Below are 15722 nucleotides of genomic sequence, written 5' to 3' on the forward strand. Positions count from 1 at the left end.
GGTAGTGAATGGCCGTTTATAACTATGACGTGATTGTGATCGGGACCGGACCTGCCGGGGAAGGCGCTGCCATGAATGCTGCCAAGCACGGCAAAAAGGTGGCTGTAGTGGAAGACCAGCGTTCAGTTGGTGGTAACTGTACCCACAAAGGCACCATCCCATCCAAGGCGCTGCGTCATGCGGTCAAACAGATTATCCAGTTCAACACCAATCGCATGTTCCGTGACATTGGTGAGCCCCGTTGGTTCTCCTTTCCCAAGGTGCTGGAGCGCTCCAAGCGTGTGATCGAAAAGCAGGTGTCCCTGCGCACCGGTTTTTATGCCCGCAACCGTGCGGATGTGTTTTTTGGCAAGGCCCGCTTTGTTGATCCCCACACGGTGGAAGTGCGTGATTTCAACAGCGGCATCGAATTCCTGAAAGCCCAGAAGATCATCATTGCCACCGGCTCCAGCCCCTATCGTCCGGCAGACATCAACTTTGATCACCCGCGCATCTACTGCTCCGACTCCATCCTGGGCCTGTCCCACACTCCACGCTCCATCATCATTTATGGTGCCGGTGTCATCGGCTGTGAATATGCTTCCATTTTCAGCGGCCTGGGTGTGAAGGTCGATTTGATCGACAACCGTGATCGTCTGTTGTCTTTCCTGGATGATGAGATTTCTGATGGCCTCAGCTACCACCTGCGCAACAATGGGGTGCTGATTCGCCACAACGAAGAATATGAAAAGGTTGAAGTGGTTGAGCAGGGTGTGGCGCTGCACCTGAAAAGCGGCAAGAAGCTCAAGGCCGATGCCTTCATGTGGTGTAATGGCCGTACCGGTAACACCGCGGATCTGGGCCTGGAAAACATCGGTCTGGAAGCCAATTCCCGCGGTCAGTTGCAGGTGGATGACCACTATCGCACCGCCATTCCGCACATTTATGCAGCGGGTGATGTGATCGGCTGGCCCAGCCTGGCTTCAGCGTCTTATGACCAAGGGCGTTCTGCGGCAGCTGACTTCCTGGAAGAACCGGATTTCCGCTTCATTGATGACGTGCCCACCGGCATCTACACCATTCCTGAAATCAGCTCCATCGGTAAAACCGAGCGCGAACTGACCGAAGAAAAAATTCCCTATGAAGTTGGGCAGGCTTTCTTCCGCACCCTGGCCCGTGCCCAGATCACCGGTGAACCAGTGGGCATGCTGAAAATCCTGTTCCACCGCGAAACTCTGGAAATCCTGGGTATCCACTGCTTTGGTGACCAGGCCTCGGAAATTGTGCACATCGGTCAGGCTGTAATGGCACAGAAGGGTGGTGGTAACACCCTCAAATACTTCATCAACACCACCTTCAACTACCCAACCATGGCTGAGGCTTATCGCGTAGCAGCCATCAACGGCCTGAACCGGGTGTTCTGACCTGCGTTCAACATGTAAGTGAAAGCTTTGCTGAGCCGGGGGGAAACCTCCGGCTTTTTTTATGGGTGCGCCAGGCACGGTGCGTAGTGTTGACCAGGACCCCTAGTGTTGACAAGGCCCCCAGGTGTTGGCCAGAACCAGTATGCCTGCAACCTGTCCACCGTTAATACGAACAAGGTTATTGGCTGTATCGATAAACCCGAATGCTGGGCAGGAAAGGCGTGTCATCCAGGCGGTTGTCTGAGCGCACGGCACGCTGGCGTTTTTCTGGTGGTTCACTGGACGGGATGTTGAAGGGGGGGAGTTTGCCATCCGGTGATAACACAAACAGCGGCATGGCGGCATTGATGGCTTTACGATCCGGCAGGCCAGGTAACTGATCTTTGAAAAACAGATTGGCGCGCATCAAAGGAGCCTGGGTCTGCACCTGCGCCAAGGGCTCATCCAGCGGCAGTGCAGCCAGTTTTTTCAGCTGAATCTGGATATGGGGCGCTTCAGTATTCATCTGCAGCAGGCGGTATTCGGCTTCTTTGCGGCTGATGCGGCGAATACTGCGGCCACTGGTGTACCAACTGAAACGGATTTGCTCCAGTGCTGTCTCACATCCCGGTATCTGTCGCCAGCTCTGTTTCAGGTGCAGTCTTGCCAGGCCTTCATCGGTCAGGTGGGCATGCAGGGCTCGATGACGAGCAGCCAGGCGTTCACGGGCTTCGGGTAGCTCATCGGGGCTTTCCCGGCGAATGGCTTCAATGGCGCGGGAAAAGGTGACCTTGCAGTAGTTCACACTGCCCAGTTGATCCCAGATCACCGGATCACAGGCCACCAGCCCCGGATAACTGCGCGTGGCGCGACCATCCTGCCCATCCAGATACCAGAGATCCTGCAGGCTGTGATGCAGGCTACGGCGGCTGTCTTCTTCTGTCTGACAGCCAAGCATCCAGCAAGCAGGCTGTGCTTCATCCAGCAGATCAGACAGGGTTTCGAGGCTGTTCACCAGCATCTCGAAACAGCTGTCCAGCTGGGACAGAAGACGATAGTGTGTGTTCATGTTTTTCCCTTACAATGAGCGACTTCACATCTTAAGGAAGCTGGTCTTACATGGCATCAATACCACTGCTGATCGGACTGCGTTACACCCGCGCCAAGCGCAGAAACCATTTTATATCCTTTATCTCCCTCACATCCATGCTGGGCATGACCCTGGGTGTGGCAGTGCTGATTTTAGTTCTGTCGGTGATGAACGGTTTTGACCGGGAACTGCGGCAGCGCATTCTTGGTATGGTGCCTCATCTTGCCATCAAAAACTATCAGGACTTTTCCAACTGGCCGGATATTGCCGAGCGCTTGCAGCAGTATCCCGGTGTTCAGGGGGCTGCACCGTTTATCAATACCCAGGGCATGCTGATGCATCGGGGCAATCATCGCGGTGCACTGGTGTCCGGCATTCTGCCAGAGTGGGAAGGCCAGGTGTCGATCATCGGCAACCACCTGCGTGGTGTGCAACTGGATGATCTGCAGCCGGGTGAATACGGCATCATCATTGGTGATCTACTGGCGCGTTTCCTACGTGTGTCACTGGGTGATCAGGTGACGCTGCTGCTGCCGGAGGCCTCCATCACCCCGGCCGGTGTTTTTCCACGCCTGAAGCGCTTCACGGTGCTGGGTACCTTCAGTGTCGGGGCGGAGCTGGATGGCAATCTGGCGTATGTGCACCTGCAGGACATGCAAACCCTGATGCGTATGGGCGATGGCATTGAAGGCATTCGACTGCAGCTGGATGACCTGTTCCAGGCGCCCCGCATCACCCGTGAACTGGTCAACCAGTTGGGGCATCCCTATCGGGGGCAGGACTGGACCCAGACGCAGGGCAACCTGTTTCAGGCCATCCAGATGGAAAAACGCATGATCGGTCTGCTGTTGATGATCATTGTGGCGGTGGCAGCCTTCAACATTGTTTCCACGCTGGTGATGGTGGTGACTGACAAACAGTCCGACATTGCCATCCTGCGCACCTTGGGTGCCAGCCCGGCCACCATCATGGGAATCTTTATGGTGCAGGGGCTGACCATCGGTGTGGTGGGCACGGTGGTCGGGGTCCTACTGGGCATCATTCTGGCACTGAATGTCAGTGACCTGGTGTTGTGGATTGAAGGGCTGCTGGGTATTCAATTCCTCGATGCCAATGTTTACTTCATCAACTACCTGCCATCCGAGCTGCGCTTTGATGATGTGCGTTTCATTACGCTGGCGGCATTACTGCTGAGCCTGCTGTCCACCCTTTACCCGGCCTGGCGAGCATCCCGTGTGCAACCGGCGGATGCCTTGCGTCATGACTGAACAGGGAAACAACAAGATGAATCAGGCAGTACTGCGCTGTCAGGCGCTGAAAAAAATCTATACCGAAGGCCCGCAGGATGTTGAGGTGCTGGCAGGCATTGACCTGGACATTCACCCAGGTGACCGGCTGGCGATCATTGGCAGTTCCGGCTCTGGCAAAACCACCCTGTTAAACCTGCTGGGTGGGCTGGATCTGCCCAGTGAAGGGCGGGTGGAGCTGGCGGGTAAAAGTTATGCTGATCTGAGCGAAAAGCAGCGAGGCTTCCTGCGTAATCGTCATCTGGGATTTGTGTACCAGTTTCACCACCTGCTGGCTGAATTCACCGCACTGGAAAATGCCGCCATGCCACTGTTGTTGCGGGGTGAAACCATGGACAAGGCCAAAGCCAGTGCCATGAAACTGCTGGAACGGGTCAATCTGGCACACCGGGCGGATCACAAACCGGCAGAACTTTCCGGTGGTGAACGCCAGCGTGTGGCACTGGCCCGCGCATTGGTCGGAGAACCCGGCTGTGTGCTGCTGGATGAACCCACCGGCAACCTCGACCAGCACACTGCAGCCCAGGTACAGGACATGATCCGCGAACTGGCAGAAAACTCCGGCACCGCCTTTGTCATCGTCACTCACGACCCTAAATTAGCCATGCAACAAAGCCGCATCCTGCGGCTGGATGATGGCCGGCTGGTGGAAGAACATCAGCCGGGGTGATGCCTCTTACTGATCTTTTGGCGGTGGTGGTGGCAGGCGTTTGTATTGTCGGCGATTCCAGAGGGAAGAGACATGCCAGCGCCAGATCAGTCGCACGGCAATATTGGCCAGCAGGGAGGCTGTTGCTCCCACCACCACACAACCCAGTAGCAGGGGTTTCCAGACGTGGGTGAACTGGGCAGAGATCCAGTCCAGCATGCCTTCCGCGGGGCGGGGATGAACGGGCATGTCCAGCATCCAGGCACCCAATAGATAACAGACATAAAGCATGGCAGGCATGGTGATGGGATTACTGATCCAGACCATGCCCACAGAAATGGGCAAGTTCACTCGGAACAAAATGGCCAGCAGGGCAGCAGGCAGCATCTGAAAAGGCATCGGCATAAAAGCAAAAAACAACCCAATGCTGAAAGCGCCCGCCACGGAGTTGCGGGTCAAGGTCCATAGCCCCGGATCACCCAGATGACTGGCGATGAAACCGAGGGATTTCTGTTGGCGGAGTTTTTCAGGCTTGGGCAAATAGCGCTTGATAAACTTGCGGGGCATGATCTGTGCCAGTACCTCTTCAAAAAGTGCGCGTATTATGACTGTAACGGAAGCAATGACCAAGCAGGGAGGCGCACATTTTGACAGGGACTGTCCGCTTATTGTTCGACCGATTTTTAAAACCTCAGCCGACCTGGCGTCTTCCACTGGCGGCAAGCGGGCTGCTGACAGGTATCCTGCTGGCTTTATGCTTGTCTGCCTGGCCACCGGTTGAACTGCTGATCCTGCTGCTGTTGGTGCAGCTTCGCCTGCTGCGGTTGCAATTTCATGGCATTGCCGCATTTCTGTTCGGGTTTTGCTGGTTGTTGCTGTTTCTGGCCTGGCGCATGGATCTGGCGGTGAATCGGGCGGATACCCAGGGCACGGCAGTCATCACGGCGCAGGTGCTGGAAGTGAGACACTCGCCCGGTGGATTGGATTCACTGCTGGTCAAAATCCACCGCTGTGAGCGGGCCAGTGACCTGCAAGCGAGTGGCCTGCAAAAGAGTGGCCTGCAGAAGAGCCCCCAGCCCTGCCAATTACGTGCTCCGGCCCGAATACGCCTGAACTGGTATGCACCGGCTGATCTGCCACAGCCCGGTGAAACCTGGCAATTGCAGGTGCGGCTGCGTCCGTTGCGATCCCTGAAAAACTTTGGTCAGCCGCCTTCCACCGGTTTGCATCTGGCACAGGGTCTGGTTGCCAGGGGTTATGTGACACGCGATGCCAAGGTGCAACGCCTGCAAATCGCCAGTGGTTGGCAACAGGCACGCCAGTCACTGATTGATGCCATTCATTTCCAATATCAAGACCAGCATCAACCTCACTCACCTATCTTCAGTACACCCATCCCCAATCCCACCACCCTCAGTCAGGGGCAGCGTTTTCTGTTGGCACTGGGTCTGGGGGAGCGTCAGGCGCTGCTGCCGGAAGACTGGCAACTGCTGGAGCGTACCGGCACCATTCATTTGTGGGTGGTGTCTGGCCTGCATCTGGGCATGGTAGCCGGGGTGATGCTGTGGCTGGCTCGGCGCTTACGGGTGCCCTGGAGTCTGGCATTGGTGCTGGCAGGGGGGTGTGCCTGGGGTTATGCCCATCTGGCAGGCTGGGGCGTGGCTGCCGAGCGGGCGGGCATCATGCTGGTGTTCGGATTGCTGATACTCAGTGGCTGGCGGCAACTGGCACCCTGGACCGCCTTTGCACTGGCATTGCTGATCCTGTTGCTGATCAATCCGTTGCTGCCATTGACGCGTGGCTTCTGGTTATCCTTTGGTGCGGTGGCCATTCTGCTGGCTGGATCAAGAGGTTATCCGGCCATGCCGGGGTGGCTGGCGCTCATTCGGGTGCAATGGCTGATCACCCTGGGATTAACACCGCTGCTGATCTGGCAGGGCGCCTGGTTCAGTGTGTGGGCGCCACTGGTTAATCTGGTGGCGGTGCCGCTGGTCGGATTGGTGTTCCTGCCGCTGACACTGCTGGCTTTGTTGCTGCAATTCATCACCGGCTTCAGTCAGCCGCTGTTCTGGCTGGCCCAGTTGTTTGAATGGGCGGCTCTGGGGCTGATGTATGCTGCCCAGTTGCCGCAATGGCCCATTCATTACCCGATGTTTTTATGGATCGGGCTGCTGGCACTGCTGCCACCCGGTTTTCCGGGGCGTTCCCTGGCCTGGCTGGGGTTGCTGCTGGCATTTTTGCCACCACCGGTTAATCACCACCTGACAAAGCAGCAGGAACTGACCTGGCAGGTGCGGGTGCTGGATGTCGGGCAGGGCACCGCCGTACTGGTGGAAAGTCAGGGACAAACCCTGCTGTACGACACCGGGCGAGGTTTTGCATCCGGTTGGGCTCCCGTGGTTCCTGCATTGCAACCCTGGCTGAAACCTGCCGGGCTGGACTGGCTGGTGATCAGCCATGATGATCAGGATCACAGCGGTGGCCTGCCAGCCGTGCTGCGTCACTGGCCGGTTGAGCAACTGGTATATGCAGAAGCACGCCGAGAAGTGCTGGATGTTAAAAGTCAGCAAATACACGACTGTAAAGCCGGTGATCACTGGCAAATGGGAGCACTGCAGGTGCTGGCGCTGTGGCCACCGCAATCGCCACAGGGGCGCATCAATAATGAAGACTCCTGTGTGTTGCTGATCACCGGACCTGGTGCCAGCCTGTTGTTAACCGGTGATGCCCGTACTCAGGAAGAAGCTTTTTTCAGCCAGGGTTTGCCACACCTTTTGCAAGATCAGCCTCTGACCCTGCTGGTCAGTGGCCACCACGGCAGCCGCACCTCCACCGGGCAAGCCCTGCTGGATGCCACCCAACCGCGCTGGACGGTACACACCGCCGGTTGGCGCAATGCTTATGGCCATCCGCATCCAACGGTGGTGCAGCGCTTGCGGCAAAATCAAAGCATACAACTGGATACTGCAGATCAGGGTGCGGTGCACTTCAGTTTTTCACCGGAACAACAGCAGCTGCGCTGGTGGCGTCAGAAACATCGTCCTCTCTGGGAAGGGCTGGTAGAATAGCGCACGGATTTGATCTGGAGAAAGCGCGTGCTGGAGATACTCATTGCCGGTGGCTGGCTGATGCTGCCATTACTGCTCTGTTCCATTGTGGCCACGGCCATCGTGCTGGAGCGCCTGTGGGCCTTGCGTGCAGAACAGGTGGCCCCCCCCGGTCTGTTACAGCAGACATTAACACAGAGCAGTCAGCAGCCTCTCAGCAGTGAACAACTGCAGCAACTGCGTGAAAACTCTTCACTCGGCCGCATTCTGGCAGCCGGGTTGGCTCGCCGTGAACAAGGCGCTGCCCGCATCCGCGAAGCCCTGCAAACAGCCGGTGCGCATGAAGTGCATCTGCTGGAGCGCTTTCTCAGTCCACTCGGTTCGATTGCGGCCATTACACCACTGCTGGGTCTGTTGGGCACAGTGGTCGGCATGATTGATGTGTTCCAGCAACTGGATCTGGCTGCCGGTAACGCCCAGCAACTGGCCGGTGGTATTTCGGTGGCATTGATCACCACGGCAGCCGGTCTCACCGTTGCCATTCCGGCACTGGTCATGCATCGCTATTTTCTGCGCCGGGTCAGTGACCTGGTGGTGGCTTTGGAAGAAGAGTCCCAGAAGCTGCTGGATCACCTCACGCCCAATGCCAACGCGGTGGCTGCAACACAGCCTCAATTACACCTGCAACTGGATCAGGAGATCACTGACCCGGTGCAGGAAAACAGCAGCAGCTGGAACTGATCCATGCAATTCCGTCGCCAGGCTCCGGAAGCCGTACAGATCAACATGACACCCCTGATCGATGTGGTGTTTCTGCTGTTGATCTTTTTTATGGTCACCACCAGTTTTGCCGAACGCCAGCTCAGCCTGCAACTGCCACCGGCAGAAACCGCCACCGTGCAGCGCGACCCGGTGTCGCAGTTGCAGGTACTAACCCTTTATGCTGATGGTCGCCTGCTGCTGGATGAACAGGAACTGCAGGATGTTGCAGCCCTTGAAAATGCGCTGCAGGCACTGTTGCAAGACAACCCTGAGCTGGACCTGGTGATTCGAGCCGAAGCCGATGCCAGCCACCGTCAGGTGGTAGCGGCCCTGGATCTGGCAAGACGCCTGGGCATTGAGCGGGTTAGAATAGCAACCCGTTTAGCGGATTAAACCCCATGATGAAGCTTCAGCGCTGGATTGAACAACGCTGGTACGCCAGCACACCCGGTACCTTGCGTCTGCTGCAGCCCTTGGAGTGTTTTTATCGTTATTTGCAGCAACGGCGCAGCAGGGCATTCCAGACCGGTAAAAAAAACAGCCACCACCCCGGTGTGCCGGTGATCATAGTCGGCAATATCACTGTGGGTGGCAGCGGTAAATCCCCGGTGGTTGCTGCGCTGGCTGATTTCTTCAAACAGCAGGGCTGGAAACCGGGCATCGTCAGCCGGGGTTATGGCGGCCAGGCCACGCAATACCCCCTGCTGGTCACACCGCAAACAGATCCTCAACGCAGTGGCGATGAACCCCTGATGCTGGCACGTCAGACGGGGGTGCCGGTTGCCGTGGACCCGGATCGGCCCAAAGCTGCTGACCTGCTGGTGCAGCAAGGCTGTAATCTGATTCTCAGCGATGATGGTCTGCAACATCTGGCGCTGGCACGAGACATTGAGCTGGTGGTGATTGATGGCACAAGGGGGTTGGGTAATGGCCATTGTTTGCCGGTTGGTCCTTTAAGAGAGCCAGCCACCCGCCTGCAAAGTGTTGATCACCTGCTGTGCCAGGGCGAACTGCAATCAGGCTTGCTCATAACCGGTTCAGATCAAACGCCTGAACTGATTCATTACCACCTGCAGCAAACCGGCTGGCGGCGCGGTGATGGGCATTGGCAACAACAAATGCCTTTTCAGCCCGGTGAAACAGTACATGCCCTGGCGGGTATAGGTCATCCGCAGCGTTTTTTTGAACAATTAAAGCAGCAGGGGCTGGTTGTGATTGAGCATCCGCTGGCTGACCATGCCCACATGGATGCCCAGACCCTGAACCTGCCGGGTGACCATCCCATCGTGATGACCGCCAAGGATGCCGTCAAACTCCAGCCCTGGCTGAACGCACGCCATTGGGTCGTAGAAGTGCAGGCTGCATTGCCGCAAACCTTTTTGAACACCTTGCAAACACAACTGAAATCCCTGACATGAACATTGAAGCACCCGCCATACCTGAAATTGATGCCTTCCTGAAATGCCGCACGCCACAGGCCTGGGTGAACAAGGCACTGGATAATCTGCCCACGCTGTTGATTGACCACGCCCAGTGTGAAAAAAAAGCCGCTGCCACTGCCATGAGCCTGATGCACAAACACCTGCATCGGCCGGAGTTGCTGAAAAAAATGTCTCAGTTGGCGCGGGAAGAGCTGCTGCACTTTGAACAGGTGGTGAACCTGCTGCAGGCGCGGGGGATTGCCTATGAAAACCTGAGTCCGGCGCGTTATGCCGAAGGCTTGCGCAAGGCCATGCGCACCAGTGAAGAAGGGCGCTTCATTGATCTGCTGATCATCGGTGCCATCATTGAAGCTCGCTCCTGTGAGCGTTTTGTGGCGCTGATTCCGCACCTGGATCAGGAACTGGCAAAATACTACCGCTCACTGGTCAAATCCGAAGCCCGGCATTTTGAAGACTATCTGATGCTGGCAGAACTCTACTCATCCGAGCCGATTACGGGGCGAGTGGAGCAACTGCTGCAGGTGGAGCAGGAACTGATCGAAGGCCCCGATGCCCAGTTCCGCTTTCATTCGGGTGCACCGGTGGCTGCCTGATCATGACCAATACAATAAAGAGGCACCACCAAAGCAGCGGTTTACTGTTTGATACCTGGGAAATATGCTATACCTGAAATACAACCTATAAGAACAACAAAAAAACAAGGAACTGCAGCAGTTGATTACAGCAATCATGAGGAACTTAAAATGAAATTATCCCGTCTGGCCGTTGCCATGGCAGCACTCAGCCTGCCACTGGTCGCCACCACCGCCGCTGCTAACCAATCCCTGGTATCGCCGGGCTACTCTGCGACCATAGGTGGTGTATCCAACCGAGGCACTGTGCACTCGAGTTCATTCAATCCGGCCAGTAACAACCTGCTGCTGAAGGAAGGTGAGCGCCTGCGCTTTGGCTATTTCAGTAATATTGGGATGTACATGGAGTTCGGTCAGGTCGATGAGCTGGAAGATACACTGGATGGTCTGGTAGATCTGTTTGGCGACAAAGAAATTAACCTGGAAGATATTGGTCTGGACCCTCAAGGTGCAGTTGATGAGGTGGTGGATGCCATTGACAAGCTGCTGAATGATCTGGAGCGTAATGGCCAGTTCCGTTTTGGGGGCATGGTGCAGGCCCCGCTGACACCTTTTATCATTGGCTCCCAGTCAGCCAAGGGTACCTTCAGCATCAATGCTTCCGGTAGTGTGCAGGGCTCGCTGGGTATTATTAACGGTAAAACTAATATCACGCTAAAGACCTATAATCCAGGAGATGAAACTATTGAGCTGGACTCAGGTAACACCGATGCGGGTGTTGATCTGCGTGTTGCCAGTATCACGCATCTGGCAGTGGGTTATGGTACCAACCTGGGTGAGTGGGCGGACTTCAGCCTGCCAAAGGGTGAGCTGGAACTGGGTGCGCGCCTGAACCTTTACCAGGTGGAAACCGCGCGTACCTTCATTGCTTTGCAGACTGATGACGACGAGTTTGATATTGGTGACAGCTTTGATGCAGCTGAGAACAACACCAAAAACACCAGCCAGATGGGTCTGGACCTGGGTCTGATGTGGCACACCAGCAATATGCAGGCGGGTGTTACTCTGTACAACCTGAATGAGCCTACTTTCAAGTACCCTGATCTGACGGATGTGCTGGACAGTGGTTCGCTGACCGCACTCCAGAATCTGGAATCCTACGGTAAGTCCAAGGTGGCTGATTCAGTGACTCTGACCCGCCATGCTGTGGTGGAAGGTGCCTACTTCACCCAGAATCGCAACTGGGTGATCCAGGGTTATTACACCCTGGGCACGGCCACCAACTTTGTGGGTGATGAGTCCCAGATGATGGGTGTGTCCGCAGGTTACTTCTCTGATTCCTGGTTTATACCGGGTGCCCGTTTTGGTTACAACAAGAACCTCACAGGTACTGAGCTGAGTACCATCAATGGTGGTATCACGCTGGGCGGCATGTTCAACCTTGATGTGGCCATGGGTCTGGAAACTGTGGATGTTGATGGTGACAGCATCCCTCGCTACTTTGCCATCAGTCTGGGCTTTGAAGAGAAATTCTGACGTCGCCTGCCTTCGGGCCAGCAGTGCTCAGACAAGAAAGGGTGCTTCGGCACCCTTTCTTTATTTCTGGGTCATGAAATCACTATTCAGGCTTAATTTTATGTTCAAGCTCTTGCTGGAAGCACATGTTAAACTTTCCTGAAAACGGAACCACCTCAGGAGCTTTCAGCGTGTTAACCAACCTTCGCAAGGCCATCATTCCCGTTGCCGGTCTCGGCACTCGTCTGTTACCCATCAGCAAGTCCATTCCCAAGGAAATGGTGCCGGTGGTAGATCGCCCGCTGATTCAGCATGTGGTGGAGGAAGCACTGGCTGCAGGCCTTAATGAAATCATTCTGGTGACCCGTGGTGGCAAGTCGGCAGTGGAAGATCATTTTGATACCCACTATGAAATTGAAGCTGAACTGGAAAAAAAGGGCAAAACGGCCCTGCTGGAAGCGCTGCGCACCATTACACCACCTCAGCTGAAAGTCACCAGTGTGCGTCAGGATCGTGCACTGGGTCTGGGGCATGCCATTCACTGTGCAGCGCACCTGCTACAGGCTGATGAACCCTTCGCCGTGATCCTGCCGGATGTACTGGTGAAACCGGTACCGGGGGATGCAGCACCGGTCGACCTGGCGGTGATGGCTGAAGCCTACCAGCGTGATGCGGCAGCACAGATCATGGTGGAAGCCGTGCCGCTGGAGCGAGTGGACCAGTACGGCATAGTGGATTGTGGTGGTGTGGAGCCTGCTGCGGGTACGGCAGCGGCCATGCGAGGCGTGGTTGAAAAACCGAAACCTGCCGATGCGCCCAGCCGCCTGTCTGTGATCGGGCGCTACATCCTGCCCGGCGAAATCATGGGCCTACTCGCCAACACACCGCCCGGTGCCGGTGGTGAAATCCAGTTGACCGATGCCATTGCCGAGCTGATTCGTCTGGGCCGTCCGGTGGAAGCTTTCCGCATGCAGGGGCGTACCTTTGATTGTGGTTATGTGCAAGGCTGGTTGCAGGCCAATCAGCAACTGGCCCGCGAAGCAGGATTGCTGGAATAAAACAGAATGAAAAAACTGGATGCTTTTTCTCGGTTGACGGAACTCAGCCAGCGTCCCTTAATCCTGGCTGATCTGTTTGCCGATCAACCTGGGCGAGGACAAGACTTTTCACTGCAAGCCCCTTGGCTGCGGCTGGATTACAGCAAGCAGCGGGTCACCGCAGAGGTGCTGGCAGCCTTGCAACAGCTGGCCACACAGGCTGAGTTGCAGAGCTGGCGTGAAAAACTCTTTACCGGTGAAGTCGTTAATGCCAGTGAAAACCGTGCCGCGCTGCACACTGCCTTACGCACACCGGCAGAGAACCAGCCGGCTGAACTGGCCTGCGTGGAAGAACAACTGCAGCGCATGGAGCAACTGGTAACTCGCATCCAGTCGGGTGTATGGCGCGGCTTTTCCGGCAAGCGCATCACCGATGTGGTCAACCTTGGGGTGGGGGGCAGTGATCTGGGACCTTTGATGGTCACCCATGCGTTACGCGAACATGCCCAGCCTGAAGCAAAATCCCTGCGCGTGCATTTTGCATCCACCATTGATGGCAGCCAGCTGTTTGACCTGCTGGAACACCTGAACCCGGAAACCACCCTGTTCATCATCTGCTCCAAGTCCTTCACCACCATTGATACCCTGTCCAACGCCAGCACCGTACGATCCTGGCTGAACAGCCACTGTGCTGATGAGCAGCGGGTATTGCGTTGCCACTTTATTGGTGTCTCAGCGGCAGCAGACAAGATGCATGCCTGGGGCTTGCCAGCCGAAAATCAACTGGCTTTCTGGCAGTGGGTTGGAGGGCGTTTTTCACTCTGGTCAACCATCGGCCTGCCGATTGCACTGGCGCTGGGTGCCCCTGTATTCCGCCAACTGCTGGCGGGTGCACATGCCATGGATGAACACTTCCGGCATGCGCCCCTGCTGCAGAATCTGCCGGTCATGCTGGGGTTGCTGGGTGTCTGGAATGTCAATTTTCTCGACATTCGTGCCCATGCCATCCTGCCTTATGATGGTCGCCTGAAGTATTTTCCGTCTTACCTTGAACAGCTGGAAATGGAAAGCAACGGCAAATCCGTGAGCCGTGATGGCGAGCCGATTGACCACGCCACCTGCCCGGTACTCTGGGGTGAAATCGGTGCCAATGCCCAGCATGCGTTTTACCAACTCTTGCATCAGGGCACTCAGGCAGTGGCGTCGGACTTCATTCTGGCGGCCCGCCGTTATGACAATGCCCGCCATTATGCCCATCATGCTGAGCTCCAGGCCCAGCACCAGCTGAACATTGCCAACTGCCTGGCCCAGTCACGAGTACTCGCACTCGGCAATGCTGCTGTGGAGCCGACTGATAACCCGTTTCGCCACTATCCCGGTAACCAACCTTCCTCCACCCTGCTGATGGAAAGCCTGGAGCCGGAAAGCCTGGGTGCCCTGATAGCGGCTTATGAACACAAGGTGTTCACCCAGGCGGTGATCTGGGGCATCAACCCCTTTGACCAGTGGGGCGTGGAACTGGGTAAACAGGTCGCATTGCAGCTGCAGCCACTGCTGGTTTCCACCCTGGATGAGGGAGAAGTGCTGCTGGACTCTTCCACCCTGCAACTGGCACGTTACATACAGGAGCAGCAAGCATGAATGTCTTGATGCTGGGCAATAATCTGGAGTCCTGGACACTGACGGCTGCACTGGCCTCGACCGGTTGTGTGGTGCACTTGAGTGCCGCGCAACTGCCGGAAGCAGACAGTGAATTGATGGAGCCGGACCTTTATCGCCTGTTGCTGAAACAGCAGGATGCCGGACGCCTGGTGTACGCTTCCTCAATGGCTGCCGTGGAGTTGTTGATTGATGCGCGCCACCATGACAAGGGGCAGCACCAATTGCAGCAGGATTTGCTGGATTTTGCTTCACATGTGGCAGCCTTGCCGGGTGATCACACCTGTGTGGTGGCTTTGGTGCAGCCCGTACCCGTGGGCACCACCGAGCGCCTGCAAACCTTGTTGCAACAGCAGGGCTATCACCAGTTGACGTTGGTGTATTGGCCCGGCTTTGTGCAAGCCGGTCGGGCATTGGAAAGTTTTACCCGTGCCGGTCGTATCATTCTGGGCAGCAACCAGCCCGTGGCAACCCGGCTGATTCGCCGTTTGATGTCACCCTTTAACCGCAGTCGTGATGCCTTGATGGTGATGCCGCCCAAAGAAGCGGAGCTCACCAAAATAGCCATCAATGGCATGCTGGCCACGCGTGTCAGTTTCATGAACGAACTGTCGGAGCTGGCCAGTCAGCGTGGCATTGACATTGAAACCGTACGCCAGGGCATCGGTTCAGACGGTCGCATCGGGCACCAGTACCTTTACCCCGGTTGTGGTTTTGGTGGTGAGGCATTTTTACAAACCCTGGATCAACTGGCTGATGAACTGCAGGATCGAACCGGTTTTGGCCTGCTGTGCAGTGTGCGGGCGATTAATGATCAGCAGAAAGACCTGCTGTTCCAGAAACTCTGGCGCTTTTACCGTGCAGACCTGAAGGGTAAACGTGTTGCCCTGTGGGGTTGTGCCTTTAAACCCAACACCGCCAGTATTGCCGGAAGCCCTGCACTGGTACTGATTGAAGCCCTGCTGGCGCATGACGTTCAGGTGCAGGTGTATGACCCCATGGCCCTGCCAACCTTGAAAAAGCATCTGGGCCAGCGATCAGAATTGATTTATGCAAGCTCACCGGAGGCTGCTGCAGAAAGCGCTGATGCCATCCTGCTGGTCACCGAGTGGAAAGAATTCTGGAACCTGAACCTGCAGAAAATCCAGAGCAGCATGAACACCCCGTTATTGCTGGATGGCCGCAACATCTACGATCCACAGGACATGCATCACCAGGGCTGGACCTACTCAGGCATTGGCAGGGGGCAGGCCATTTAAA

The 15722-nt window shown here is 56.3% G+C and carries 14 protein-coding genes; 12 read left to right on the forward strand and 2 right to left on the reverse strand.

Annotation, left to right across the window (positions count from 1 at the left end; genetic code table 11):
- Positions 1-8 precede the first annotated feature (8 nt).
- Positions 9-1403 carry a Si-specific NAD(P)(+) transhydrogenase gene (gene sthA / locus BT114_RS02355; protein ID WP_072324688.1) on the forward strand — a complete coding sequence of 465 codons (1395 nt, stop codon included), beginning with the start codon at positions 9-11 and terminating at the stop codon, positions 1401-1403.
- A 178-nt stretch (positions 1404-1581) separates the two neighbouring features.
- Here sthA and BT114_RS02360 read toward each other — a convergent pair whose 3' ends face one another.
- On the reverse strand, positions 1582-2451 hold the full coding sequence (locus tag BT114_RS02360; RefSeq protein ID WP_072324689.1) for a hypothetical protein: 870 nt from the start codon (positions 2449-2451) through the stop codon (positions 1582-1584).
- 50 nt (positions 2452-2501) lie between these two features.
- Between BT114_RS02360 and BT114_RS02365 the strand changes: the two genes are divergently transcribed.
- Positions 2502-3740, forward strand: a complete 1239-nt coding sequence (locus BT114_RS02365; protein WP_072324690.1) for a lipoprotein-releasing ABC transporter permease subunit — start codon at positions 2502-2504, stop codon at positions 3738-3740.
- The gene (locus tag BT114_RS02370; RefSeq protein ID WP_072324691.1) at positions 3733-4449 is read left to right on the forward strand and encodes an ABC transporter ATP-binding protein; all 717 of its coding nucleotides are present in this window, start codon (positions 3733-3735) and stop codon (positions 4447-4449) included. Before BT114_RS02365 ends, BT114_RS02370 begins: the two co-directional genes overlap by 8 nt.
- 6 nt (positions 4450-4455) lie before the next feature.
- Here the strand turns inward: BT114_RS02370 and BT114_RS02375 are convergent, their stop codons facing one another.
- The gene (locus BT114_RS02375; RefSeq protein WP_072324692.1) at positions 4456-4995 is read right to left on the reverse strand and encodes a DUF2062 domain-containing protein; all 540 of its coding nucleotides are present in this window, start codon (positions 4993-4995) and stop codon (positions 4456-4458) included.
- Positions 4996-5096: 101 nt separating this feature from the next.
- Here BT114_RS02375 and BT114_RS02380 point away from each other — a divergent pair, with 101 nt between their 5' ends.
- The 9 genes from BT114_RS02380 (at position 5097) to BT114_RS02420 (ending at position 15721) form a co-directional block, all read left to right on the forward strand.
- Complete coding sequence (locus BT114_RS02380) at positions 5097-7496, forward strand: DNA internalization-related competence protein ComEC/Rec2 (RefSeq protein WP_072324693.1); 2400 nt, start codon at positions 5097-5099, stop codon at positions 7494-7496.
- A 27-nt stretch (positions 7497-7523) separates the two neighbouring features.
- Positions 7524-8216 carry a MotA/TolQ/ExbB proton channel family protein gene (locus tag BT114_RS02385; protein WP_072324694.1) on the forward strand — a complete coding sequence of 231 codons (693 nt, stop codon included), beginning with the start codon at positions 7524-7526 and terminating at the stop codon, positions 8214-8216.
- Positions 8217-8219: 3 nt separating this feature from the next.
- Complete coding sequence (locus BT114_RS02390) at positions 8220-8630, forward strand: ExbD/TolR family protein (protein WP_072324695.1); 411 nt, start codon at positions 8220-8222, stop codon at positions 8628-8630.
- A 5-nt stretch (positions 8631-8635) separates the two neighbouring features.
- Positions 8636-9655, forward strand: a complete 1020-nt coding sequence (gene lpxK / locus BT114_RS02395; RefSeq protein ID WP_072324696.1) for a tetraacyldisaccharide 4'-kinase — start codon at positions 8636-8638, stop codon at positions 9653-9655.
- Positions 9652-10272, forward strand: a complete 621-nt coding sequence (locus BT114_RS02400) for a MiaE family protein (RefSeq protein ID WP_072324697.1) — start codon at positions 9652-9654, stop codon at positions 10270-10272. Before lpxK ends, BT114_RS02400 begins: the two co-directional genes overlap by 4 nt.
- Before the next feature lie 150 nt (positions 10273-10422).
- Positions 10423-11787 (forward strand): conjugal transfer protein TraF, encoded by a 1365-nt coding sequence (gene traF, locus BT114_RS02405; RefSeq protein ID WP_072324698.1) that lies wholly within the window; start codon positions 10423-10425, stop codon positions 11785-11787.
- A gap of 170 nt (positions 11788-11957) precedes the next feature.
- Positions 11958-12824: a UTP--glucose-1-phosphate uridylyltransferase gene (locus BT114_RS02410; protein WP_245770372.1), complete on the forward strand. Its 867-nt coding sequence runs from the start codon at positions 11958-11960 to the stop codon at positions 12822-12824.
- 6 nt (positions 12825-12830) lie between these two features.
- A complete protein-coding gene (gene pgi / locus BT114_RS02415) occupies positions 12831-14444 on the forward strand; it encodes a glucose-6-phosphate isomerase (RefSeq protein WP_072324700.1) in 1614 nt (537 codons plus the stop codon).
- Positions 14441-15721 (forward strand): nucleotide sugar dehydrogenase, encoded by a 1281-nt coding sequence (locus BT114_RS02420; protein WP_072324701.1) that lies wholly within the window; start codon positions 14441-14443, stop codon positions 15719-15721. The genes pgi and BT114_RS02420 overlap by 4 nt, the downstream gene beginning before the upstream one ends.
- Position 15722: the final 1 nt, after the last annotated feature.

Origin of the sequence: Marinospirillum alkaliphilum DSM 21637 (assembly GCF_900119735.1) — a bacterium.
In the GTDB taxonomy this organism is placed as follows: domain Bacteria; phylum Pseudomonadota; class Gammaproteobacteria; order Pseudomonadales; family Halomonadaceae; genus Marinospirillum; species Marinospirillum alkaliphilum.